Here is a 24,763-nt window from a genome sequence, read left to right as displayed (position 1 = left end):
GGAGAACTTGATGCCTGGGATGAGTCGAGCCATGCCGCGCCATGCTTTCATCCTGTCGGCGCTGGTCCTGTCGGGTGGTGCCACGGCGGGCTGTCGCTCGAAGGGAGGGACGCAGAACACCTCCGCCGCTCCGGAGCAGGCGGCGACGCCGGCGCCGGCGGCGCCCACGCCGAAGCCCGCGAAGGGCGCGACGATGGTCACGATCGCGCGGGAGCAGCAGGCCACCTGGGTGCGCAACTTCAACCCTCTGCTCGCCGAGGGGAACGTGCGCTTTCCGACGGTCGCCGGCATCTACGAGCCGCTGCTCGTCTACAACACGATGAGGACCGACTACACGCCGTGGCTCGCGACCCGGTATGCGTGGAGCGACGGGAACAGGAAGCTCACGTTCACGACCCGCTCCGGCGTCAAGTGGTCGGACGGAAAGCCCTTCTCGGCGAAGGACGTCTCGTTCACGTTCGCGCTGATCAAGAAGCATCCGGCGCTCGATCTCTCGGGAGTATGGAGGTTCCTCGGCGCGGTGACCGCGGAGGACGAGACCACGGTCGAGTTCATCCTGAGGCGGCCGTATGTCCCTGGGCTCAGCTACATCGGCCACCAGCCGATCGTGCCGGAGCACATCTGGAAGGACGTCGCCGACCCGGTCACGTTCGCGAACGAGAACCCCGTGGCGACAGGGCCCTTCACCGAGGTGAAGGTCTTCCAGAACCAGGTGTACGAGCTCGGCAAGAACCCGCACTACTGGCAGGAGGGCAAGCCGGCGGTCGACGGGCTGCGCTTCCCGGCGTACCCGGGCAACGATCAGGTCACCCTGGCGCTCGTCAACGGCGAGATCGACTGGGCAGGCGCGTTCGTGCCCGACATCGAGCGGGTCTTCGTCGCCAGGGATCCGGCGAACCATCATTACTGGTTCCCGCTCGTCGGCGGCACGGCCACGCTGTACCCGAACTCGACGAGGAAGCCGTTCGACGACGTGCGCGTGCGCAAGGCGATCAGCATGGCCATCGACCGGGACCAGATCGTCAAGCTCGCGGCCGACAATTACACGCACGGCGCGGACGCGACGGGGCTCGACGACTCGTACGAGCGGTTCCGGAGCGAGAAGGCGGTGGCGGCGGGCGACTGGGTGAAGCTCGACCCGCAGCGGGCGAACCAGATCCTCGACGAGGCGGGCTACCCGCGGGGCGCCGACGGGATCCGGACGAGGAACGGCAAGCCGCTGCGCTTCGAGATCAACGTGGTCAGCGGCTGGTCCGACTGGGTCCGAGCGGTGCAGATCATCACGCAGAACCTGCAGAGCATCGGTATCGACGCGTCGATGAAGACGTACGACTTCAGCGCGTTCTTCGCGGCGCTGCAGAAGGGCACGTTCGACATGTCGATGGGGTGGACCACCGTCGAGCCGACGCCGTACAACTTCTACCGCGATCTGATGAGCGCGGAGCTCGTGAGGCCGGTCGGCGAGATGTCGGCGCGCAACTGGCACCGCTTCGGCGCCAGGGAGGCCGACGGGCTCTTCCGTGCGTTCGAGTCCGCGACGGACCCTGCCGAGCAGAAGCGCATCCTGGACGCGCTGCAGATGATTTTCGTGCAGGCCGCGCCGGTGATCCCGCTCTTCAAGAACCCGTCGTGGGGCGAGTACAGCACGAAGCGGTTCACCGGCTTTCCCACCACGGAGAACCCGTACGCCAAGCTGACGCCGAACAACCCGCCGGAGTACCTGCTCGTCCTGACCGAGCTCCGGCCGAGGTGAAGGCCCCGGCCGGGCCGGGGGGCGGCGGCTCAGTTCGTGTCCTCGGCGGCGGGCCTCGGCTTCACGTCGAGGTTCACGGTCGTGACGCCGCCCTCCTCGACGTACGCGCCTTGGCCCGCGGGGGTGGCCGTGGCGGTGACCACGTAAGCCCCCGGTGCGACAGAGGGCACACGGAAATTGCCGTCTTTGTCGGTCACCGACGTGTGGCGCTCGAAGCCCTTCTTGGGGCCGCGGTTCGAGGCGATGAACAGGCGGATCCCGGCGAGGGGCTTGTCGCCGGCGGTGACGCGCCCCCGGAGCTCGCCGGTCCCCTCGCCAAAGAGGGAGATGTCGCGTTTCACTGTCATGCCCTCCTTGACCTTCACGGACACCATGGTCGCCTGGCTGCCATCGCGCAGCTCGACGCGCACCCTCCCGGCGGGCAGGTCGTCGATGCCATAGCGCCCCTCTTCATCGGCCAGCACGTTCACGAAGCCGACGGAGCGGGCGAGGAGCGTGATCTTGGCGTGGGGGATCGGCGAGCCGTCCTCCCGGCGCGCCACGCCGTGGAGGCTCCCGCCGGGGGACATGACCACCTTCACCGGCTCTACCTTGCCGCAGTCGGAGATGTTCAAGGCCAGCGTGGTCACCGCGTGGCTCCCGTCGTAGGCGCGCACCTGGACGTCCCCCGTGGGCACATGCTCGAGCCGGAAGGTGCCGTCGTCCTCGGTCTTCGTCTGCTGCACGTCGGCCGAGGATTGGAGGGCCTGCTCGCTCAGGGAGCCGGTGCCGAGTCGCGACTCGGCGTCGACGAACACGCCCGGCAGCGGCGTGCCCTGCGAGTCCTCCACCCTCCCCGAGAGGGCGCACCCACGGGAGAGCGCGAGCTCCACCGTGCCCGTCTGGCCGCGCTCGACGGTGAGCGCTTCGGAGAACGTCGGCGCGTGCTCCTCGGCCGTGGCCTTGAGGATCACGTTCCAGTCGGGGATCTGGTCGATGCGGAAGGTCCCATCGGGGCTCTCGAACGTCTGTGAGTACATCGCCGGCGGCGCCGGCGCGTCATCGGGAACGGCGGAGAGGACATCGATGGTGAAGCGGCGCACCGGCTCCTTGCGCTCGTCGACGACGCGCCCGGTGATGACGCCGCTCTGCGACAGCACGAGACTCACGGTGTCGCCGCTGTGCGCGATCGTGCTGTTCGGGCCGTAGCCGGCCAGAGCGACCTTGAGCTGGTATGTCCCCGCCGGCAAGCTGAGCTCGAAGCGCCCGCGCTCATCGCTCGTCACGGCGCGCGCGGTCGAGGGGATGTTGCCGGCGACCTCGAAGGTCGTGGCGACGACGGCCGCGCCCGCGAGCGTGTTGCCGTTCGTGTCGTAGACGTCGCCGACGATCCGCGGGCTTTCGGCCTCGCGCGGCCGGGACGGCGTGGGGGCCTTCAAGAGGGCCCGGTTCCGGTAGGTGGACGGTCGCCTGCGCGTCTCGCCTTCGGCCTCCTCGCTGCTTGCGGAGAGGGTCTCTTCGGCCCTGGGGCGGGCGAGCAGCAGCACCGTGGCCGCGATGGCGAGGGCGAGCAGGGCGAGCAGGAGGAGCCTGCCAGAGGATCGGTGAACGAGGCTTGTTCGTGAGCTGTGCTGTTGCATCGTCGTGTCTCCAGGTGGCGTACCCCGGCGACCGCGCGGTCGTGCGGTAGACGCCTGGCACAAAAAGGGAGAGCCGCCGGCGAAAGCCGGCGACTCCCTTCCCGCCAGAGACCGGCGCGCGCTGCCGCCGGTCACCGGAGCTCCCGTGTGCACTCCGGGAGCTCCGGACGGCCGCCGATCTGCGGCGTTCCGGATCGTGCGTCGAGGATCAGCCCTCGGTCACCGTCCCGTCGCTGTCCGCGTGCTCGCCCTCCTCGTCCTCCTCGTCCTCCTCGTCCTCCTCGCGGTCGTTCTCCTTGGCCTCGAACCAGCAACTGTAGTCGATGTAGTCGAGATCCTTGAAGCTGCACGCGCCGTACAGGTTGCCTTCAAAGTCTGAGCCTCCCGCAAACACCTTGACTGTCCGGACCTTGTTCTTGAAGAGGAGCTTGCTCTTCTTGTTGCGATCGTTGGCGACGAAGGTCGGCTTCTCGTCGATCTTCTTGCAGTCGTAGTTACCGGACGTCAACTTCTGCAACAGGTAGAAGTTGGCGGACTCCCGCACATCCCCCTTGAACTTCACCCTGCATGCGCTCGCACAGAATTCGATCGGGTAACCGAGGTATTCCCCCGCATCGTCATCCTTGAAGAAGGGATCGTCGCACCTCAGCTCGTTGGCGTCGCTGATATCGTCGTACCCGGTATCGATCTTGACGTCGAACCTTTGAATATTCGCCGCCATCGCGCTGGCGGAGAGCGTCACGGCAACGAGGACGAAAGACGGAAGAAGCATCTTCTGCATGGAACCCCTCCAATCATGATCACAGATACACGATCTCACGCCGGGACAGCTCGCCCGGCGCACAGCTCCGCATCGACCTGTGGTTCGGCGACGTCGGTCGCCAGCTCACCTGCCACTTGCGGGCCCGAAGGCGGTCACGCGCTCCGTCGAGCTCTGCGTGACAGCGAGCGGTAAGCTATTCCACGACTGCGCCGGTGCAAGCGCTTTTTCAGTTGGTGGTTTTGTTTCAGGGTAGTCGCGCTGGACGATAACTGTTTGTTCCAGCGTCGCCAGCTTGCGGGAACACGGGGTTTGTCCTCGCACCATCGCGCCTGTCTGGATCTGTCACCGATGCCCCGGCGGTGCTCCGGACGCGAGATGTCGACCGTCTCTGGTCCCGCAGAGGGCGTTCGAGCCGAACGTCAGCCGCCGTGTGCGAGCGGCGGATCTGCGGCGAAGGCTGCCAGTACGAACGCGCTCGTCCCGGGTGGTTTTCCGTGGAGGAGGCTCGGGAGCCCATGACGGCGAGGCCCCGGCGGGCCGTTCGCCCCGGATGGCGAGCCGCGGCGTCCCGAGCGGCGCGACGGGCTCGACGGAACGCCGCCGGCGCTGGGATCCCCGCCGGAGGGCGCCTGAGCGCTACAGCCGCGTGATCACGAGCCCGTCGTTCTGCACCGAGATGCGGGCGGGCTTGCCTCGGTGCTCGTCGGGGATCTCGTCGGCCATGAGGTAGCGGCCGGCGATGGAGACGAACTCCGCCTCGAGGCTCATGCAGAAGATGCTCGCGTCCGCGTTGTTGTGGGCGCCGGCCATGGCGCGGCCGCGGAGCGGCGCGTAGACGTGGATGTTGTCGTTGGCGATGAGCTCCGCGCCCGAGCTGACCGGCGAGAGGACCACGAGGTCGCCGTGAGGGACGTAGATGACCTGCCCGCTGCGCACCGGCTGCCGCAGTGTGAGGCCCGCGGGCGGCGGCTCGCCGGCCGCGTCCGGCGCCGGCGCGGCGTCCCTCGAGCGCCGGGCGGGCCCGGCCGCGCCGCGGTCCGCGGCCGCCCCTGCCGCCCCGCGGTCCGCCCCCGCAGGTCCTACCGCCACGGGCCCCGGCGTGGGGGTGTTTCCCTCGGCCGGCGAGTCCTTTCGCGGCGAGCGGGTGAGCGGCGTCCGCAGCACGCCGAGGCCGGCGGCGACGGCCCGCTCGCGCTGGGCGTCCGTCGGGTTGCGCACGGCGATGGGCACGAGGTTGTGCTTGCGCAGCAGCCCGGCGAGCGCGCCGAGGTCGACGGGCTCGTCGCCGAGGGCGTCGAGATCGAGCAGGATCGGCAGGTGCAGGAAGAAGTGCGGCATCTGCGAGATGTGGCCTTCGAGCTGACGCTCGATGGCCGAGACATCCGCCGTCCGCAGACAGAGCATCGTCATCGCGGGCATCGTGCCCTTGAGCGCAAATGCCTGCTGCTCCTGCCGCTTCTCCCCTCGCCTGCCCGACACCATCGCTGTCCTCGCTCGCAAAAAGGTGCTTCCGCCGCGGCACTGTACCCCGGATCCGTCAGCGCGCGCCGGAAAAACCGGCGGGCTCTCCGGCCGTCAGTCGGGCGTCACGGCCGGCGGGCCGCCGGTTGGCTGGTCGCCGGTTGGCCGGTCGCCGGTTGGCTGGTCGCCGGTTGGCTGGTCGCCGCGGACGATGCTAACGGTGGTTTGCCCATGCCCACCGCGCGCCGCGCCTCCGTACGGCGGCTCGACCCTCATCTCGGCTCGTCAGCCTCCTCGTCCTCGTCCTCCTCCTCCCCGCGCACGGGGGATCCGCCCGTCGACGCGCTCGATCGCCACTTCGCCCTGGAGATACCCCGGGTGTTCTCCGAGGCGGAGCGCGCGGCGCTCGTCGCGGGGGTCCAGGCCGCCCGCGATGAGTGGACTGCCGACTTCGGCGGCGAGCAGTTCTCGCTGGGGCGCGCCTTCTACACGCACCTGGAGCAGGGGCGCTCCCGGCTGTACTTCGCCGACGCGGCCGCCTCCGACGCCCGCGTCGAGCGCCGCCTCCCCGGGCTCCAGCGCCGGATGCGCGAGCTCGTCGCGGCGCTCACGGGCGGGCTCGCGCAGCCCCGGCGCGGCTTCTGCGGGCCCGGGGTGCACATCTTCCCCGCGGGGGAGAAGGTCGCGCGCGAGGGCGGCGTCATCCACTTCGACACGGAGGGGCTCTCCGACTACCACCTTTCCCGGCGGCTCCGCGCGATCACCGTCGTCGTGATGCTGGATCTCCCCGACGCGGACGGCGGGCTCAAGCTGTGGGACGTCCTCTACGACGGGCGGGACGACCCGGGCGACGAGGCGCTCTCCGCGCGGAGCCTCATCGCCGGCTACAGCCCCGGCGGCGCGCTCGTCATCGACAGCTATCGCCTGCACCAGATACAGCCATTTCCCGGCGACCGAGACCGCATCTCCGCGACGGTGCATGCCGCAGAGATCGACCGCGGCCGGTGGGAAACGTGGTTTTGAGGCGCCGCTCCAGCGCGATGTATAAATCTATATAAAAAGCAAGACACCAGGATAAGATCCTCCGTCCTCTGCCCCCTTCGCGTCCTTGGCGTTCTTGGCGTCCCTGGCGGCTTTCTTATCCGCCAGGCGCGGGCGAGCGCCGCTCTGCTCTATACGATCTTGCGCAGGTAGTGGAACTTGGGATCGGTCAGATCCTCGGCGGTGAGCGCCCAGCCCTCGTCGCGCGGGATCAGGTAGATGACGTCCGACTTGACGCTGGCGAAGCTCACGTGCCCGAGGTTCTGGAGGATGTGGCCGAACACGTCGCGGCGCCAGAGGCGGTCCTTGGGGACGTCGCAGATGGTGCGGATCATCCGATCGGTGGGCGAGCCGTGGAGCAGGAGGAACGCCATCGTGAAGGTCAGGTAGCGCGGCTGCCCGCGGTACGGATCCGCCGTCCCCGACGGCCCCTTGCGCGCCCCCTCCTCGGTGATCATGCCGCGGGCCCACATGCCGTAGTCGTTGAGCGCGCGGGAGTCGTCGTCGAAATAGTCCCAGCACCCCTTCTCGAGGACTGGCAGGTTGGACAGCAGCGCCACCTGCGCGCGGCGGTACTGGTGCCACTTCTGGTTCAGGCTCATCGTCTCGCAATGGCCCTGGATGGACTCGTGCAGCGTGCGCTGCAGGGCGCTCCCGGGGTCCAGGCGCGCGCACACCTCCATCGCGAAGATCGAGTGCTCCACGCCTAGCCTCCGTACCCGCCCGAGGCCCGGTTCCACGAGCCGCTCCGGCTGAGCGCCGCCCCGAGGATCGCGCCGGTGCCGAGCGCCACGACGACGGGCACCGTCCCGAAGCCGGTCGGGCTCGGCGGCGTCGCGCCTGCGGCGCTGCTGGTCGAGAACGGCGTCGCGCGCGCCGCCGGCGCATAGCTCTTGCCCGGCCGCCGCACGGCGGGCTCGACCGGCGCCTGCTTGAGCGGGGGCGGCCCCCACGGATAGTCCACCCAGAACCAGCCGTGCGACCTCGCGCTGCTACCGTAGTAGTACGGAGGCCAGTCCTCGGTGGCGTCCGCGGGCCTCGCCTCCGTGAGATCAGGCGCGAAGGCGCTCGCGGCCATCATGCCCACGCGGAGCTGACGCATCCGGTAGGCCACGAGATCGTCGTTGAGATCGTCGGACTCGGTCGTATCCGCCTCCGTGGGCACGACGTACAGCACATGTCGGACCCCGCGGTCCCAGAGCGCGTCGGCGGACGGCAGCCGCGCGACATGCCGGTTGTCGAACTGCGTCGCGTCGTCCGAATACGGCGAGAGCCGCTGGCGATCGAGGACGAACATGGTCGCGCGCGGGCCGGGGTGCGGGCGGGCGAAGAGCGGCTGATAGTACGCCGCCGCGGCGAGCGTCTGGTGCGCCTTGACGACGCCGCGTGGGTGCGGCCAGTTGTCGAAGGTGAACACCGGATCGAACGCCTCCGCCGCGCCGGCGGCGAAGGCCACCGACTCGGGGCCGTCCAGATCCACGATGACCGCGATGTCCCGGCGCAGGCCGCTGGCCGTCCGGGCGGCGAGGAGCAGCGACGCGAGCGCCTTGCCGCTCCGGTAGGCGCGCTCCATCGCCGCCGTGAAGATCGGCCGGAGCACGTTGCCGAGCGGCGTGATCGGCGCCGGATCCCCCTGGGCGACGAGCGTGGGCACGGCGGAGGGCGACTCGAACAGCGCGGGAACGTAGTAGGCGCGCAAGGCCTCGTCTCCGGGCCTGAGGTCCGTCGCCATCCTCGCGATCGCCGCCTGGTCGAACGGCTTCCTCGACTCGCCGTCGAACGTGACGCTCTCCTGCGCGGCGCCGAAGCTCCAGCCGAAGGTCCGCTGCATGTCGAGCGCCCGCTTCCTCTGGACCTCGTGCTCGTCGTCGGAGCACCCGTCGGCGGCCACGGCGATCGCCGCCGCGAACCCGGCGAGCCCGACCGCGCCGAGCGCGACCATGATGGCGCTCCGCCGCGAGGCGTCCTTCGGCGCCTCGGTGAGGCCCTTGTGCCACCAGCGCGCGCCGACGATCCCCGGCTTGTCGAGCACCTCGGCCCGCTCGAACGGCTCGTCCAGCCGGCTCACGCGGCGGCCTCCCCGGCGTCGCGCGGCGCGCCCGCGTCAGCCGCCCGCGCGGCGGCCCCCGGCGCCCGGCCGTGGTCGCGCCGAAGCGCCTCGATGAGCTCCGGGGTGAACGTGCCGTCGATGCGCACCGAGTACCTGAAGAACGGATCCGCCTCGACACCGTGGTAATCGTGATCGTTGAACCAGTAAGCCCGGCCGGCGACAGGCGTCCTCCGCCGCGCCCGCTCGTCCCACAGGAACAGGCGCTTGTTGCCCGCGGGACAGAGGGTGATGAAGTGTTCGGGCTCGCGCTCGACGCTCCGCCCCTCCCCTGCCACGCCGTCCCCGTCGCGGTGCACCGTGCCGTGATCGTTCGCCTCGAGACCCATGATGTTGCAGCGCCCGATCGACGAGAACGGCAAGCGCTTCACGTAGTCGATCGTCTTCGGGAAGAACGACCGCGCGAGGCGGGTGAAGTCCTTGCCTTCGCTCCGGCTCTTGTCGCTCCAGAGGCGGTTCGGGATCAGCTCGACATAGACCTTCCAGGGGAAGTAGACCCCATGGCGGAACTTGAGCCAGAGCATCTGCCGCCGCGAGAGCGGGATGTCGCGCTCCTCGCCGAACTCGAGGGCGTCGCGCGCCGAGCGGTCGATGGCCGAGGGGTCGTCCGAGAGGCGCTGGAACGTGGCGAACTCCTCGTCCTTGAGGCCGCGGATCACCTCGCCGTAGTCCCCGAGCGCCTCGCCGAGGCGCGACGGCGGCATGATGCCCATCGTGCGGTGGCTGCCGCCTGTGTAATCGATCGGCACCTGCGTGAGCCCGAGGCAGATCTCCTCGTGGATCTCGCCGAGCGGGGCGAGATCGAGGTACGGCTCGAGGTCGATATAGGGCCGCGCAAAGATGCCCTGGATGCCCTGAGTGCCGGAGTCGCAAGGAGGTTCGACCATGGTCCGTCGCGGAGGCCGGGCCGTCGCCGGCCGGTGGACCTACCCATATCACAAAGGGCGGGCCGCCCCGCAAACCCGCGAGCCGGAAAGCGCCTCGCGCGGGCCTTTCGCGGCGCGCGCTGGGGCTTGTGACGGCGCTGCGCGTTCTGTAGCGTGCGTCCCATGGATCTGTCCTACGTCATGGGGTTCGGGCTGGGCACGACGCTCGCTCTGCTCGCCCTCCTGCGCATCGGGCAGAGGATCTTCTCGCCGGCGCACACGGTCGCCCGCGATCTCACGGAGAGCAACGTCGCGCGCCGGCTGCTCACGGTGGGCCAGGTCCTCGCGGTGTTCCTCGTCGCCGCGAACGCCGTCAAGAACTGCCTCGACGGGTCGGGCTTCGCGCGCGATCTGCTCTGGGTGAGCGCGTTCGCGGTCGTGGGCCTGCTCCTCGTGATCGCGACCGGCCAGCTCGGGATCCGGCTCCTGCTCAAGGCGCGGCTCCCGGCCGAGATCGAGCGCGGCAACGCGGCCGCGGGGCTCGCGGCGGGCGCGCACTACGTGGCGACCGGGCTCATCACCTCGCGCGCGATCGCGGGCAAGGATCTCGGCGATCTCGCGATCTCTCTCGGCTTCTTCCTGCTCGCGCAGATCACGCTGCACGTGTTCATCACGCTCTTCCGGGCGCTCACCACCTACGACGACGCCGAGCAGATCCAGGGCGAGAACCTCGCCGCAGCGCTGAGCTACGCCGGCGTCTCGATCGCCGTGGCGATCATCATCGCTCGGGCGCTCGAGGGCGACTTCGAGGGTCTCTTCGTCTCGCTGAAGGGCTATGGCGGCGTGCTGCTCTATCTGTTCGCGCTCTACCCTGTCCGGCAGCTCCTCGTGCAGAGCCTGCTGCTCGGCGCGCCGCTCGCGCTGCGCGGCGGCCGCCTCGACGCGGGCATCGCGGCCGACCGCAACGAGGGCATGGGCGCCCTCGAGGCGGCGACTTACCTCGCGACCTCGATCGCCATCGCGCGCCTCCTATGAGCGACGCTGTCCGGGCCTACGACGCCTTCGCCGCGAGGATCGTCGAGACGGGCCTCATCACCGACCCCTGGATCGACGGCGCGCCGCGCTTCCGCGAGGAGCCGGTGCTCGTCACGGCGGCGGAGCAGCGCGCCCTGTACCGGGCCGCCGAGGAGGTCGCGGCGGTGTACAACGAGCTGTGCCTGCTCGTCGCGGACGAGCCGTCGCTGCTCGACGACTTCTTCTGTCTGACGCCCTGCCAGAAGGCGATGTGGCTCTCGTCGCAGCCGCTGTGGCACGGCGTCGCGCGCGCCGACGTCTTCCTGACCGACGAGGGCCCCGCGATCGCCGAGCTGAACTGCGACACGCCGACGGGCGAGGCGGAGGCGGTCGTGCTGAGCGCGCTCGCGGCGGCGGACCACCCGGGCGCGCTCGACCCCAACCGCGAGCTCGGCGCCCGGTTCTGCGCGATGGTGGACGAGGTCGCCCGCGCGCTCCTCGGCGAGGCCGCGACGCGGCGCCTCGGCTTCGTCTATCCCACGGAGTTCACCGAGGATCTCTCGGTGATCCGCCTTTACCGGCGCTGGCTCGAGGAGCGCGGTTACGCGGTGTTCCTCGGCTCGCCGTACAACCTCGGTCACGACGATCGGGGCCTGTCCCTGTTCGACGTCCCGTTCTCGATCCTGCTCCGCCATTACAAGACGGACTGGTGGGGGGAGCGCTCGAGCGTGTGGACCGACGAGCAGATCCCCGACGCCGAGCCGCTCGCCGGCCCGCTCGGCGCCGTGCTCTCGGCGGCGGCCGACGGGCGCGCCGCGATCTTGAACCCACTCGGCGCGGTGCTGCCGCAGAACAAGCGATCGATGGCGTTCATGTGGGAGCACCTCCACCGCTTCTCGCCGCAGGCGCAGTCGGTGATCCAGCGCCACGTGCCGGTGACGTCGCGGCTGGAGACGGTGCACCCCGAGCTGCTCCGCGCGCAGCGCGAGGACTGGGTCCTGAAGAGCGACTACGGCGCCGAGGGGGAAGAGGTGATCCTCGGGCGCCACACGTCCGACGACGTGTGGCGCGCTTCTCTGGCCAAGGCCCGCGAGGGCCGGTGGATCGCGCAGCGGTACTTCGCGGCCCTGGAAAACGAGCGGCGGGAGTCGGTCAATTACGGCATTTACCTCATCGCCGGCGAGGCGTGCGGCATCTACGCGCGCGTCCAGGCCGGCATGACGGACGCGACCGCGCTGAGCGCACCGGCGCTCGTCGTGGGCCAAAGCGTGGCCGGACCCAACCTGGGATAGCGGGATAGCCGACCCCGGGATAGCCAACCCAGGTTGGCGATGACCCGACCCAGGTTGGCGATGACCCGACCCAGGTTGGCGATGATGACCCGACCCAGGTTGGCGATGATGATGATGATGACCCGACCCAGGTTGGCGATGACCCGACCCAGGTTGGCGATGACCCGACCCAGGTTGCGGCATGGAGTGCGGCAGGATCGTGTCCTTCGAGAACGTCGATACCAGCAGCTCGGGCGCGCTCGACTTCAGGCCGACGAGCGGGATGGCTCGCCGTCGCTGCTCAGAAAATCGCGCTCTTCCGCACACCTGCGTCGGTCGAGCGTTGTCGCGGGGGCGCTCCGCCCGTGCTCCGCGGCGCCTCGGACGCGCGGACGGGGCGCGCCGCGGCGGGTCGCGGCGCAGGCTCCACCGGCGTCGCGGCGAGCCGCGGCGCTGTCAGGGGCGCCGCCGTCGCGAGCGGCGCTGCCGTGGGTCCGGCCGTCGGGACCGTCGAGCGCACGCTCGCCTGGGGCGCCCTCGGCGTCTGCGCCGTGGGAGCGTGGCGGACCACCGCGCGCGCCTCGTCGCCAAACGCCCGCAGCGCCGCGGAGGTGCCCTCTGGCCGCTGCCGGGGCAGCGCGGCCGCGAGCGCCATCCCCAGCCCGAGCGCCACGAAGAGGCCAGCCGCCGCGATGTGCACCTTGGTCCGCCGCGGCGGCGCAGCGAGCGTCGACGCAGCAAGCGCCAGCGTGCCAGGCGCGTCCGGCGCCCCGACCGCGGCCACGAAGGAGGCGATCATCGGCTTGATGGACGGGAATCGCTCTGCAGGATCCAGGGCGAAGGCGCGCGCGAACCAGCTCTCCAGCTCCGGCGGCGCCCCCGGGGACAGCGTCGACAGCGGGGGTCGCCCGCTGGAGAGGACGGAGGCGAGCACATCGGCGATGTTGCGGCCGGCGAAGGGCTGCTGACCGGTGAGCGCCACGTGCGCGACCACCGCGAGGGCCCACATGTCGAGCTGCGGATCCGCGTGCCCGTCGCACGTGTGCTCGGGGCTGAGGTAGGCCGGCGTGCCCAGCACCACGCCCTCGGCGGTCTGGCGGGGGAAGTCGGCCGCCAGATCCTGGCGGATCCACTTGGCGATCCCGAAGTCGGCGACCTTGGCCCGCAGGCGGCCGTCGCGTCCGTCGCGGAGCAGGATGTTCGATGGCTTGATGTCGCGATGCACGATCCCGAGGCCGTGCGCCACCGAGAGGGCCTCTCCGATCTGGCAGAGGAGCGCAGCGAGCTCGACCGCCGGCACCGGCCCTCGCTCCTGGATCAGCTGCCGGAGGGACCGGCCGCGCACGTACTCCATGACGAGGTACGGGCCTGTCTCAGGATCCTCGCCGGCGTCGTGCACGGTGACGATGAGGTCGGTCTTCCGCCCCAGCTGCGCCGCGACCTGCGCCTCGAAGCGGAAGCGCTCCATGAAGTCGATGGCCAGGTTCTGGCGAGGAAGCACGAGGAATTTGAGCGCGACATCGAAACGCCGGACACGGTCGTGTGCGCGCCAGACCTCGCCCATGGCGCCGTGGCCGAGCGGATGCACGAGCCTGTACCGTCCGGCGACGATGCGGTCTGGCAGGAGCGCCGCTCGAGTCTCGTCCTGTCCGGCGCCGCGCGGAGCGGCGGGACGCAGCTGCGACGACGGCACCGCCTGCTCGCTGAGCGTGGCAGCGTCGCGCGCGACGTTCTTCGCCGGGGCATCGGGCTGTTGACCCGGAGCGGGCGGCTGCAGCACGCCCGTGACCTTCGTACCGCCCCCGTGTCCCAGACCGGTGAGTGTACCCAAAGAGGGACGACCTGAGGCGAGAGGCCGGGACATGTCCGCAGCGTATCGCGAACGCGGTGGCCTTTGAATCGCGAACACCCGGGATCGGTCGCGCATGGATGCCTGCAAACCCACACGTACAGCGTCGCGAGGTGCACCTTTGCAGCACGCGCCGATGGCTGGCGCTCACGGCCCGGTGAGGGGCGTCGCGCGCTGCGCCGAAGACGCGGTGCCCCTCATGTGCCCCGGTCCTCCGCGGATGTGGGGAAGCCGCGCGCGCCAGCGGGTGATGCGCCGTTGACGACATGTGCGCGAGCGGCATGCGAAAGCCGGTCGACGGCGGACTGACCAGCGGCCATGGCGCCGGCGCTCGCGGCGTCACTCTCCGCTGCGGAGATCGCCGAGCCTCCGCGGCGCGAAGCGGATATCCTCGAAGACCGCCGTACATTCATCGCCCGTCGGCGACTGCGCCGAGAAGCCGACAGCGGCGTCCCCGGCGCTGTCGAAGGCGAAATAGCGGATGAGCCGCCACGCCGTCCCGTCGACGGAGGCGTGAAACGCGTAGGCTCGACCGAGCCGCGCCACGCGCAACCAGACGTGGTCGCTGCCGACGGCGAACGCGTTGCAGTCGTCCGACAGGCCGCGTGTGACGACGGAGACGATCGTCGGCTCACGCTGCGGCGAGAGCTCGAAGCAGAGCTTGGCCCACGCGCGCTCGTGCGCCCAGAGGAGCAGCACGCCGGCATCGTAGACCGCCGAGAAGCCGACGGTCACCCGCGCGCTGACGATGAAGTCCCCCTGCGGGGTGCCGAGCAAGCGCGGCGCGGTCAGCGCCTCGGCCGTGCCTTCCGGATCGATGAACAGGTCGGTCTTGCTGCCTGCCGTGATCGTCAGGCTCGATCCGTCCCCGGCGCTCCAGCTCTTCGGCGGCGGCTCCCAGAGGAGCGACATCGGCAAAGGCGCGAGATGGATGGGCTCACCTGCTTCCTTTCTCTCTTCTTGCATTGAGCAGATGTTACCAGGATCTGCGTCCGCCTCGCTGCTAAGTTGCGGCTGCACGTCAGCGGCGAGACCTGACAGGTCATGGCGCAGCGCAACCCGACCCAAGTTCGCCGGTGGTGCAATCCGACCCAGGTTGCAATCCGACCCAGGTTGGGGAGGCGACCCGACCCAGGTTGGGGGCAACCCGACCCAGGTTGGGGGCACCCCGAACCTGGGTCGGGTTGCTGGTTGCTGCCTGGATGCGTCGCTGGCTCGCTCAACCCAGGTCAGCTGAGATCGACCTGGGTGCGTCGCTGGCTCGCTCAACCCGGGTCAGCTGAGATCGGCGGCGGTGCTGGGCACGCCAGGCGGCGGGGGTGACGCCGTGGTGGCGCCGGAACAGCCGCACGAAGTGGCTCGGGTCGGCATAGCCGACGCGCTCGGAGATCACGTCGACATACTCGTCGGTCGCGAGGAGCCTGCGCCGCGCCTCGGCCAGACGTCCCTCCACGATCCACGCGACCACCGTGCGCCCCGTGGCCTGCTTGACCGCGGTCGTGACGTGGGCCGGCGTCCGGCGCACCGCCGCCGCGACCTCCTTCAAGGAGAGCGGCCCGAGGCACCGGGCCTCGATCACGGCCAGAGCCTCGGCCACGATCGAAGGACGCGGCGTCGGGGCGGCCCGGGCAGTGCCGCTCGCGCGCACGACCTCCGCGAGCACCAGGGCGAGCAGGCTCTCGGCGACGACCGGCAGCGCGCCCGCAGCTTGCTGCTCGCGCTCGAGCTCCCGGAGCAGATCGAGCACGTACGCCTGTCGCGCTCCCGGCAGTTCGACCACAGGAGATGCCCCGTGGCGCACGCGGTCGAGCGGAGCGAGCAGGTCGCCGTAGCGCGCCGGGTCGAGACACGTCCGGCAGAAGCCGATCCCCCACACATCCGGGCGGCTCGCGGACAGGACGCGGTGCGCGTCGCCTGCGGGAATCAGGTGGAGATGTCCGGCCCGCAGCTCGAATTCGCCGCGATGCTCGACCCGCATACGGCCTCCGACGTGCAGGGCGAGGGCGACGTAGGTGTGGACCGCCGGGCTCCGCATCGGTCGCATGATGTCGCCGGAGCCCGCATGCCGCATGAAACGGATCGGCATGGGGCCGAGATCGTCGTGGCTCATCGGCGGAGCGTACCACCTCTTCGTGGGCCTGGCTGCGCGAGTGGCGCGGCGACCGAAACGAGGCCAAGGCCATCGAAAAGGCGGCCAAGGACGTCGCCAGCTCGTATCCCCGTGATCCCGGAGCCGGCCGCACGCTCACGTCAGCCGCCCTCCGGGAGGGGGATGAACTCGGCGTCATCGCCGGGGATCTTGGGGAAACGGCCCTCGCGCCAGTCGGCCTTCGCTCGCTCGATGCGCTCCTTGGAGCTCGCCACGAAATTCCAGTAGATGTGGCGCGGTCCGTCGAGCGGGGCGCCGCCGATGAGCATGAGGTTCGTCTTGCCGATGGCCTGCACGGCGACGTGCGCGCGCGGACGAATCACGATCATCGCGCCCTCGCCGAAGCGCTTGCCGTCGCAGTCGATGGCCCCGTCAATCACGTAGATGGCGCGCTCCTCGTGCTCGTCGTCGATCGGCAGCGTCGCGCTGGCGTCGAGCTGCGCATGCACGTAGAGCGTCGGCGACAGGACCCCTGTGGGCGCCTCCGCGCCGTACGCGGTCCCGGCGATGACGTGCAGCTCCGCGCCGTGGCGGCTCACGACGGGCATCGTCAGGCGCGGGTGATGCTCGAAGCGCGGCTCGATCTCCTCGTCACGCTGCGGGAGCGCGACCCACGTCTGGATCCCGTGCATCCGTGCGCCGCGCGCCCGCACCTCGGGCGCCGTCCGCTCCGAGTGGACCACGCCGCGCCCCGCGACCATCCAGTTCACGTCGCCCGGCCGGATCGGCTGCTCCGAGCCGACGCTGTCGCGATGCACGAACTCCCCGTCAAGGAGATAGGTGATGGTCGCGAGCGCGATGTGCGGGTGCGGTCGAACGTCGATCCCCTGCCCCGGTCCGAACTCGACCGGCCCCATGTGATCGAAGAAGAGAAACGGCCCGACCTGCCTTCGCTGCGTCGATGGGAGCGTGCGTCGCACCGCGAAGCCGCCCAGATCCCGCGGTCGCGACTCGATCACGAGCTCGATGACCGAGCTGTCTGCGTACAGGCACTCCGGCTCCTTGTCGGGATATCGGCTCATCGAGATCTCCTGGTTCTCACGGCTCCCCCGGATCGACGCTGGCTCCAAAGGAGCCCTCAAGGTGTGCGGTCTCGAGCACCACGTCCGCCGTGGTCATCAGCTCGTGGATCAGGCAGCGAGCGATCACGGCGTGGAGCCGCGACCGAGCGGCCTCCGTCAGCGGGCCGTGAGACGCGAGGCGGATCTTGAGCACAGACTTCCCACGGCGCTCCTCGTTATCGTCGCGCTCGACGTGGGCCTCGACGCGCTCAAGCGCGATCCCCTTCTGCTCCGCGTACAACGTCGCCGTCAGCGTCTTGCATGCGGCGAGCGCCGCGTCGAAGTAGTCGTGCGGTCCCAGCCCAAAGTCGCGCCCCCCGGCCGCCTCCGGGACGTCGGCGCAAAAGATGTGCCCGCGCACATGAAGGTACTGGACGAGCTCGCCTGGACTCTCTGCCTCGCAGTGGATCGTCATCGGAATCTCCGCTCCACCGCGTACGGCCGCGTGCGGTTGGTTCGAGAGCCGACCGGCTGCCGCGCCGTCGTGGGAGAGCCTTGCTGTCCGCCCGTAGCCCCAGGAACATGCTCCGTTTTATCTGGAAAAGCAATGGCTGTAGTCGAAGATCAAAGATCAACGGACCCGGGTTGACAAAGATCAACGGACCCGGGTTGAAGATCAACGGACCCGGGTTGGCCGGTCGGGTTGACCGGTCGCCCGGTTAATCGATCGCCGAATCGACGAACCCGGGCTGCCCCATCAAGCCACGTCCGTCATCCGGTACGGAACAATTCTATCTGGCCCATTCGGCCCGACAGCGCCTCCGACGGCCTTACCTTCGCGCCGCTTCATGCGCTCCCGGCGCAGCATGACGGATGCGCATTCATTCTCGCATCCTGCCTCAAGGATGCGCCACTCGCTCCGCCGCATCCAACCGCACATTCCCCTCCAACGACGCGTCGAAGCCGTGGTCTGCTCCCGTCCGCCTCGCTGTCGCGCTCCCGTGGGCCGCTCTACACTGCGAGCGCCACATCCGTCACGCTGGCGCCATGAAACGTGCGCATCCACCACGTCCCCGCCGGGAAAAGGACGCTGCGCACGCCGGCGCACCATCGTCCGAGCGCGGCGCGGTACGACGCGCGAAACGCTCGCACAGCGGCCGCGGCGGTTCGCCATGCCTCACCCTGCTCACGGCCGACGGCGAATGTTGGATTGCGCTCGCGTAGTCCCTCGGAGCTCTTCGCTCGGTCGTAAGGGGAGACCTTGCTGACCCGCTCGGCACCCAAGACGCGGAGCCCTCGGCGCTCCACCTCCGCACGGGCCTGCGCTTCCTGACGCTCGAGCTCGGCAGCGACCTGCTGCCGAAAGCCCTCCGCGCTCTCCTGTTCGATGCCTGGCGGCAGCGCCAGCGGCAGCGTCGCGTCCTCGACCCACTGCGGATTCTCCGGGTCGAGATACGCCGAGGGGCGCCTCGCGTGCAGCGCCCCACGGCCGAGCTCCCCCACGTCCACCTTGACGCCCGGCCATTCCCTCGCATGCCGGACCAGGCCAGCGGCCACTGGGTTCGCGAGCACGTAGGCCATCTTGTCCACCACCGCCGCCGGTGTCGCGAGCCGTACCACGCTCGTGGCCTCGTGGTCCCATACTGGCCCTTCCCACTTGCGCAGCACCTTCGTGCCCAGCGCGACCAGGCGATGGAAGAACTGCAGGAAGCGCGGTAGCACGCCCTGCACATCGGTCACAACGAGGTGCAGATGCGTCGACATCGCGCAAAGCGCGTGAACTTCGACGCCGAAGCGACGGGCCGAGACTGCGAGGGCATAGATCAACAGTTGGTTGATGGCCACATCGGGCCGCAACAGAAAGTGCCGCCGAAGGACCCGACGGGTCAGCAGGTACGTCGCGCCGGGAGCGATCTCACGAGGCTGGCTCATGGCCGGGGCGCAGAAACAAGCGCCGTGCCGCGAGTCAGTGGCAATCATTTCAAGGACTTGCCCCGCGCGGCGGGTGGCGGCGGCCGATTTCCGCCAGTGCCCGCCACGCTCGTCCTATGTCCCGGTGCTGCCCCAACCCGCCCTGCGGCGGCGGCGCTCTCTCGGCGGCGGCGGCGGCGCTCTCAACCTGGGGCACGTATATCCCCGACCGAGGTTGCCTCCCGACCGAGGCTGACCGAGGTTGCGCCGACCGGGACCGGGACCGGGACCGCGACCGGCGACCGGCGCCGACCGAGGTTGGGTTACGACGACGACGTTGGGTTCGCGGCGAGGTTGGGTTTGCGGGGCGAGCGTCCGAGGCGGCGCCCGTCCGAGGTGCTACCGCGCGAGCCGCTCGAGCGTCTCCTCGACCGATGGTGCGGCGAGCCCGAGCTCCGTCGACCCGTAGCGCATGAGCGCCCGGCGGTCTGGTGGGGAGAGCGGCCGTGCGCGAAGAGACTTCGCCGCCGCGACGGCGTCGGCGCCGCACGCTGCGGGTAGGCTCGAGTCGAAGCGCAGCGCCCGGTGCATCCGGAGCATCGCGAGCACGTCAAGCGACGCGCCCGCGTAGTGCGCGATCTGATCGAGCAGGAACGTCGCCAACGCTCGCGGTACGGGGACAGCGTCGGGCACGTCCGTCGCGCGGAGCTCGTAGACGACACGCTGCTTCGACGGCAAGAACGTGGTTCGGTCGAACGTCGCGTCGCACGCGAGGAAGATCTGCGACGTCGGGACCAGCACGCGTACTGCCGGCGTCACGTCCCACGCGGCGATCGTGTGATTGCTCGTTGGCCAGAAAAGGCCGACGCCTCGGACGTCGAGCCGGCGCGCGAGCCCCGCGAAGAGCGCAGAGAGCTCGTCGCACTCCGCGGTCGCCGAGGGGGCATCTGACGACGCCAGCGGAGGTTTCTGCCTCCACGCGGCCCAGATGTGCCTGGCGGTCGGGTCGCGATCCGTGATGCTCCAGCGCAACCGAAAGGGGCCACCGTCGCGCGTCATCTCGAACAGCGTCCGGACGCGCACGAAGTCGCGGACACGCGCGGCGCTGCACTCGATCCTGTGCTCCGCGCAGAAGCGCTCCGCATCGGGGCGGCGCGCCTCCGTGGCGCACGCGTCGATGCGTGCGCCGAGGCGTATGGCGAAGTCGCGCATCGGCAGCGCTTCGGGAAGCGCCTCACGCTCGGTCGAGGTGCAGGTCTCGGCGTGAGCGGGAGCAGCGGGAGCGGCGAGCGCCGCGGCGGACGCGAGCGCGAGCAGGTGACGAGTTCCGGGGGGCAAGCGGCGGTACGGCATGCCCCCCCATCGCGTGACGGCGGCGGATTGTGACCGGATGCACCTTCCGAGCCATCACGGAAGAAGCCCTCTTTCCCGCTCACGCGCCTCGTGCCATCGCGCATCGAAAGAACCGACCATCCCGCCGAAAGACCGCCTCTTACGAGGGCGGGCGTCGGAAGCTACATCCTGGCTCGATGAGGATCCCGACATGAGCGTTGAGCTGACCCGCCGCGAATGGCTCGAGACGGGCGCACCTCTCGGTCTGGCGCTCCTCGTGCTTGGATGCTCCCGCGCTTCGATCGCTGTGCCCAACCCCGTTTTTACACCAGCACAAAGGAGAGAACTCATGCCGTATGACGCCGTGATCGTGGGAGGAGGGCCCGCGGGCCTGTCCGCAGCGCTCACCCTCGGTCGAGCCCGAAAGCGGGTCCTTCTGTGCGACGCCGGTCCGCCCCGCAACGCCGCGGCGGCCCTCGTCCACGGCTTCGTCACGCGCGATGGAACGCCGCCGTCCGAATTTCGCCGCATAGCGCGTGAGCAGCTCGCGCCCTACGACTCGGTCGACGCGCGCGACGTGCGGGTCGAGGGCATCGACGGCGATGCAGGGCAGTTCGTCGTGAGGACCTCAGCGGGCTCCGTGGAAGCCCGCCGCGTGCTCCTCTGCACTGGAATGGTCGACGAGCTCCCCTCCCTTCCGGGGTACCGTGAGCTCTGGGGCCGGAGCGTCTTTCAGTGTCCGTACTGCCACGCCTGGGAGGTGCGCGGCAGCGCGTTCGGCTATCTCGTGCCCGCAGCCGAGTGGCTGGAGTGGTCGATGTTCTTGAAGGGGTGGACGGACGACGTTGTCGCCTTCACCGACGGCGCGTTCGCAATTCCCGACGAGACGCGGCGGAAGCTCGATCGGGCGCAGGTCCGCATCGAAGAGCGGCGCCTCGCCGGGCTCCGCGCGCGCCAAGGACACCTCGCGGCCGTGCAGCTCGAAGGAGGCGCAGAGGTCCCTCGAGATGTGCTCTTCGCCAGGCCACCGCAGCGACAAGGGCCGCTCGTCGGCGCGCTGGGGCTCACGCTGGATGATCAAGGATTCGTCGTCGTCGACGGCCACAAGCAGACGTCGCGGCCCGGGATCTACGCCGCAGGAGACCTGACGACGCCCGTGCAGAGCGCGATCCTGGCCGCCGCCGCCGGCGCGCAGGCAGCGGGCACGCTGAACCACGAGCTGACATTGGCGCTCGTCCTCACCTCGACACCGTCACGGTGACCGTAGGTCTATAGTCGCTCAGCGCTGCCCATCCGGGGCCCGGGCGTCAAGCCCCAGCGCGAGCGTCGACCACGGGACCGCAGGTCCCTCTCACCGTTCGGAGCCGATGATGAACACTCGAATGCGCACAATGTCGGTGATGTCAACCTTCGTCGGGCTGCTCGTGGTAGCAGGTTGCGCATCGGGCGCAGGCAGCGACCCCGAGGGCGACGATGGCAGCTCGGCCTCGCCGGGCGCGACCTCGAGCGGGGGCTCGGGCGCGGGCGGGGGAGTCACGACCGGCGGCACATCGGGAGCTGGCGCGCCTGGTTCGGGCGGATTCGACGGCTCGGGCGGAACGGGCACCGGAGGGTCGGGGGCTGACGAAACGGGCGCCGGTGGAGCGGGGGCTGGCGAAACGGGCACCGGTGGAGCGGGGGCTGGCGAAACGGGCACCGGTGGAGCGGGGGCTGGCGGCAGCAGCGGTGGCGATGCGGCGTATCCCTGCGACGGGGACGCGAGCGGCTACAACGCCGTGGTGACAAGATCGGGATCCAGCTGGGTCGCGCAGAACGGCAGCCGCAACGTCTACAGCGGTGATGACATGCGATCCGCGATCCAGGCGGCGCTCGATAGCCTCAGCTCCGGCCGTACCAGCAAGGAGAGCGTCCTGGTTCAGGGCTCGGGAACCATGAGCGCGAGCTCGCGGCTGAGCGTCCCCAGCTACACCGTGCTCAACATCTGCGGCACGATCGACGTCACCGGCAGCGGGTCCGGCGACATGGCGCCCCTCTACGCGCGCGGCCGGACCGACATCGAGATCCCGAACGTCTCGATCAGCGGCACCCCGCTCTACGCCATGTTCTTCCGCGACGTCGAGGACCTGCGCCTCGGCCACGTCGAGCTGCGCGTCTCGAGCGGCCTCGGGATCCGGATCGACAATCATGGTCGCTCGGACCGCGCCGACAAGGTGACCAACATCGACATCGACCATGTGTACGCCGAGGGGACCAGCTCACACGGCGTGGAGACCTACGGCGTCGACGGCCTCCGCATCGGCACCGTCATCGCGCGCGACACCGGGGAATGTGGTCTCCTCCTGAACGACACGGTCAACGCCGAGATCGGGACGGTCGACGCCGTGAACGCGGGCGCGGGCACCGGCTACGCGGCGTTCCGCCTCGCCAACCGCGCAGGGCGCATCGGCAGCAGCTACCCCACCAACATCCGCGTCGGCGAGGTCATCGCCCGCGGCGGCGGGCGCGGGATCTTCTGCGTGTCCGAGAGCGGGGGCTTCACGATCGACCGCATCGACGTCGCCGACACGGGCAGCAACTCGATCCTGATCGAGAACTGTCACAACGTGAACGTCGCCGCGGAATCCGGGATCGTCACCGGCGGCGGCGACATCCGGCTCGCCGCACGCGATGAGTTCGCGAACTCCTCCGACATCACGATTCAGAACCTCACGCTCACGAACACCGCCGTCAACGAAAATCCCTGCGCCACGAACAGCACCTTCAGCAATCTCATGCTGGTGAACACGCGCGCCAACACCTGCGATTAGCCCCCAACGCAGCCCGGGTCGGCCGGCCGAGCCGGGCTCGCCTGCCGGTATGCAAGCCCACACTCCCACGACGGCGCGCCGACGTCGGCGCCGGCTCCTGCTCGTCTCGCTGTCGCGTGCCCCGACCGGACTGGACCCTCCGGGGTAGCCGGCCCTCCCGATACTGGGCTACCCCCAACCTCGGTCGGATCGTGCCCTCGATGCGTAGATTGATTATTGATAGAGCATCGCCTTCCCACGAGGGCGGATCGCCACGGCCCTATCGGTCATCCAGCGCGTACGGCCCGGCTGGACTACAAGTACCTTGTACGCTCGCCGCATTGCGCCGTGATGGTTTCACTATGATGCGACCGCTTTTCGGACCGCATTCCGCGCAAAGAGCAGCGTCATCGATTATACTCCTCGCCGATCACGGGGTTTCAGCGAGGCGCGGCTCTAAAAAATTCCGCCTCAGGTGGCCTCTCGTTTCTATGTGCGTCGTGCCGGCGTACCGCGCCTGACACGCGATCGAAGAGGAGTCGACTTATGAGATTGCCTACGATGGCCATTGCCTTGTCCATGGTGAATTTGGCCAGCGCCGCCTGCAGCGGGGCTCCGGAGGGCACCGCGGGCGACGGCGGCTCGCAGAACGGCACCGGCACCGGCGCCGGCACCGGCGCCGGCACCGGCACCGGCACCGGCGGCGACTACGATGACAGCTTCGGCGCAGGAGACGTTCCGGGGCCCGGCGGTGATTCAGGTGCGACCGGCGCCAGCAGCGGCGGCTCGACGGCCGCGGGGCAGGCGTGCGCCACCGAGACGTCCCAAGCGGGATTCCAGCAAGTCTACCTTGCGTTTGCGTTCGACGTGTCGGCCAGCATGGGGTCGAACGACGTGGCCTGGCGCGATCGGTCGCTCAAGTGGGATCCCATCTCCGCCGCGACGAAGCAGTTCTTCGAGGATCCCGGGTCCACCGGGCTCAGGGCCTCGATGACGTTGTTCCCCGGCCCGGCGCGGATGTGCAATGGCGACACCTACTTGACGCCGGACGTCGCGATGACCCCGCTGCCCTCTCCGGCGTTCGGCGAGGCGATGGATTCCGTCGTGCCTCCGATCGCCCGCAGCTGGCGCATCGGCACGCCGACGGCCTTCGTGATCGAGGGCACGACCGCGTTCATCGAGGAGCAGCGTCGGCAGAACTCCGGGGAATACGCGATCGTGCTCGTGACCGACGGCTATCCGGAGCAGTGCACCGGCCCGGCGAACTCGGTCGAGGCCGTCGTCGAGCGCGTCGCGGCGGCGCGCGCCAGCGGCATCTCGACCTTCGTGATCGGGGTCGAGAATCCGCCGGTGGAGGGCGCGCCGGCGAGCCTCGAGAACCTGCGCGACATCGCGGCGGCGGGCAATACAGGAGAGGCGTTCATCATCGACACCGGCAACGCTGCGCAGACATCAGCCGCGTTCAAGGAGGCCATCAACGAGATCCGCGGCGCTGCCGTCTCGTGCACGATCCCGATCCCGCCGCCCCCCGATGGGAGGTCGTTCGACAAGCAGAAGGTCGACGTGAAATATACGAGCGCCGTGAGCAGCACCCCGACGACGCTCGTCTATGACCAGGCATGCGCGGCCGCGGGCACATGGCGCTACGACGACCCCGCGAACCCGACCGCGATCGTGCTCTGTGATGACACGTGCGCCGTGGTGCAGTCCGAGGTCGAGGTGTCTCTGGGCGTCGACTTCACCTGCGAGGACGTGCTCGAAATCCCGTTGTGATCATCGAAGTGCCTACGCGAGCGAGATCCCTCCGCGGAGGGATCTCGCTCGGGTTCACCGCGTCAGC

At 69.7% G+C, this 24,763-nt stretch carries 20 protein-coding genes; 7 read left to right on the top strand and 13 right to left on the bottom strand.

Annotation, left to right across the window (positions count from 1 at the left end):
• The first annotated feature begins 31 nt into the window (after positions 1-31).
• A complete protein-coding gene (locus tag WME75_RS17515) occupies positions 32-1,753 on the top strand; it encodes an ABC transporter substrate-binding protein (protein WP_437492231.1) in 1,722 nt (573 codons plus the stop codon).
• A gap of 29 nt (positions 1,754-1,782) precedes the next feature.
• On the opposite strand, the gene WME75_RS17510 is transcribed toward WME75_RS17515, so the two are convergent.
• The 3 genes from WME75_RS17510 to minC all read right to left on the bottom strand — a co-directional run bounded on the left by WME75_RS17510 (position 1,783) and on the right by minC (position 5,617).
• A complete protein-coding gene (locus WME75_RS17510) occupies positions 1,783-3,372 on the bottom strand; it encodes an MSCRAMM family protein (RefSeq protein WP_437492229.1) in 1,590 nt (529 codons plus the stop codon).
• Between the two features lie 208 nt (positions 3,373-3,580).
• On the bottom strand, positions 3,581-4,153 hold the full coding sequence (locus tag WME75_RS17505) for a hypothetical protein (protein ID WP_437492227.1): 573 nt from the start codon (positions 4,151-4,153) through the stop codon (positions 3,581-3,583).
• A gap of 618 nt (positions 4,154-4,771) precedes the next feature.
• Positions 4,772-5,617, bottom strand: coding sequence for a septum site-determining protein MinC (gene minC, locus WME75_RS17500; protein ID WP_437492225.1), 846 nt, complete (start codon positions 5,615-5,617; stop codon positions 4,772-4,774).
• Between the two features lie 210 nt (positions 5,618-5,827).
• Here minC and WME75_RS17495 point away from each other — a divergent pair, with 210 nt between their 5' ends.
• A complete protein-coding gene (locus WME75_RS17495; protein WP_437492223.1) occupies positions 5,828-6,619 on the top strand; it encodes a hypothetical protein in 792 nt (263 codons plus the stop codon).
• A gap of 149 nt (positions 6,620-6,768) precedes the next feature.
• Here WME75_RS17495 and WME75_RS17490 read toward each other — a convergent pair whose 3' ends face one another.
• Genes WME75_RS17490 through WME75_RS17480 form a run of 3 tightly spaced genes read right to left on the bottom strand, consistent with a single transcriptional unit; the run spans position 6,769 to position 9,631 of the window.
• Positions 6,769-7,341, bottom strand: a complete 573-nt coding sequence (locus WME75_RS17490; RefSeq protein WP_437492221.1) for a hypothetical protein — start codon at positions 7,339-7,341, stop codon at positions 6,769-6,771.
• A 2-nt stretch (positions 7,342-7,343) separates the two neighbouring features.
• On the bottom strand, positions 7,344-8,705 hold the full coding sequence (locus WME75_RS17485; RefSeq protein WP_437492220.1) for a hypothetical protein: 1,362 nt from the start codon (positions 8,703-8,705) through the stop codon (positions 7,344-7,346).
• The gene (locus WME75_RS17480; protein WP_437492218.1) at positions 8,702-9,631 is read right to left on the bottom strand and encodes a hypothetical protein; all 930 of its coding nucleotides are present in this window, start codon (positions 9,629-9,631) and stop codon (positions 8,702-8,704) included. The genes WME75_RS17485 and WME75_RS17480 overlap by 4 nt, the downstream gene beginning before the upstream one ends.
• 162 nt (positions 9,632-9,793) lie before the next feature.
• Here WME75_RS17480 and WME75_RS17475 point away from each other — a divergent pair, with 162 nt between their 5' ends.
• Both WME75_RS17475 and WME75_RS17470 read left to right on the top strand, forming a co-directional pair.
• The gene (locus WME75_RS17475) at positions 9,794-10,645 is read left to right on the top strand and encodes a DUF350 domain-containing protein (protein WP_437492216.1); all 852 of its coding nucleotides are present in this window, start codon (positions 9,794-9,796) and stop codon (positions 10,643-10,645) included.
• Complete coding sequence (locus WME75_RS17470; protein WP_437492214.1) at positions 10,642-11,916, top strand: glutathionylspermidine synthase family protein; 1,275 nt, start codon at positions 10,642-10,644, stop codon at positions 11,914-11,916. Before WME75_RS17475 ends, WME75_RS17470 begins: the two co-directional genes overlap by 4 nt.
• Before the next feature lie 280 nt (positions 11,917-12,196).
• Here WME75_RS17470 and WME75_RS17465 read toward each other — a convergent pair whose 3' ends face one another.
• From WME75_RS17465 to WME75_RS17435, 7 genes are all read right to left on the bottom strand, one after another.
• Positions 12,197-13,675, bottom strand: a complete 1,479-nt coding sequence (locus WME75_RS17465) for a serine/threonine-protein kinase (RefSeq protein WP_437492213.1) — start codon at positions 13,673-13,675, stop codon at positions 12,197-12,199.
• 408 nt (positions 13,676-14,083) lie between these two features.
• On the bottom strand, positions 14,084-14,710 hold the full coding sequence (locus WME75_RS17460) for a DUF1349 domain-containing protein (protein ID WP_437492211.1): 627 nt from the start codon (positions 14,708-14,710) through the stop codon (positions 14,084-14,086).
• A gap of 253 nt (positions 14,711-14,963) precedes the next feature.
• Positions 14,964-15,854 carry a helix-turn-helix domain-containing protein gene (locus tag WME75_RS17455; protein WP_437492209.1) on the bottom strand — a complete coding sequence of 297 codons (891 nt, stop codon included), beginning with the start codon at positions 15,852-15,854 and terminating at the stop codon, positions 14,964-14,966.
• Between the two features lie 140 nt (positions 15,855-15,994).
• On the bottom strand, positions 15,995-16,915 hold the full coding sequence (locus WME75_RS17450; protein ID WP_437492207.1) for a pirin family protein: 921 nt from the start codon (positions 16,913-16,915) through the stop codon (positions 15,995-15,997).
• A 16-nt stretch (positions 16,916-16,931) separates the two neighbouring features.
• Complete coding sequence (locus tag WME75_RS17445) at positions 16,932-17,369, bottom strand: OsmC family protein (protein ID WP_437492205.1); 438 nt, start codon at positions 17,367-17,369, stop codon at positions 16,932-16,934.
• Positions 17,370-17,905: 536 nt separating this feature from the next.
• A complete protein-coding gene (locus WME75_RS17440; RefSeq protein WP_437492203.1) occupies positions 17,906-18,826 on the bottom strand; it encodes a transposase in 921 nt (306 codons plus the stop codon).
• A gap of 378 nt (positions 18,827-19,204) precedes the next feature.
• Positions 19,205-20,158 carry a hypothetical protein gene (locus WME75_RS17435; RefSeq protein ID WP_437492201.1) on the bottom strand — a complete coding sequence of 318 codons (954 nt, stop codon included), beginning with the start codon at positions 20,156-20,158 and terminating at the stop codon, positions 19,205-19,207.
• A gap of 328 nt (positions 20,159-20,486) precedes the next feature.
• Between WME75_RS17435 and WME75_RS17430 the strand changes: the two genes are divergently transcribed.
• From WME75_RS17430 to WME75_RS17420, 3 genes are all read left to right on the top strand, one after another.
• Positions 20,487-21,398, top strand: coding sequence for an NAD(P)/FAD-dependent oxidoreductase (locus WME75_RS17430; protein WP_437492199.1), 912 nt, complete (start codon positions 20,487-20,489; stop codon positions 21,396-21,398).
• 517 nt (positions 21,399-21,915) lie between these two features.
• Positions 21,916-22,944: a hypothetical protein gene (locus WME75_RS17425; RefSeq protein ID WP_437492197.1), complete on the top strand. Its 1,029-nt coding sequence runs from the start codon at positions 21,916-21,918 to the stop codon at positions 22,942-22,944.
• Between the two features lie 525 nt (positions 22,945-23,469).
• Positions 23,470-24,696: a vWA domain-containing protein gene (locus tag WME75_RS17420; RefSeq protein ID WP_437492195.1), complete on the top strand. Its 1,227-nt coding sequence runs from the start codon at positions 23,470-23,472 to the stop codon at positions 24,694-24,696.
• Positions 24,697-24,763 lie beyond the last annotated feature (67 nt).

It is taken from the genome of Sorangium sp. So ce1014 (assembly GCF_051521505.1).
GTDB lineage: Bacteria > Myxococcota_A > Polyangia > Polyangiales > Polyangiaceae > Sorangium.
The sequence above is the reverse complement of the archived record's forward strand: the minus strand, read 5'-3'. Positions and strand labels throughout refer to the sequence as shown.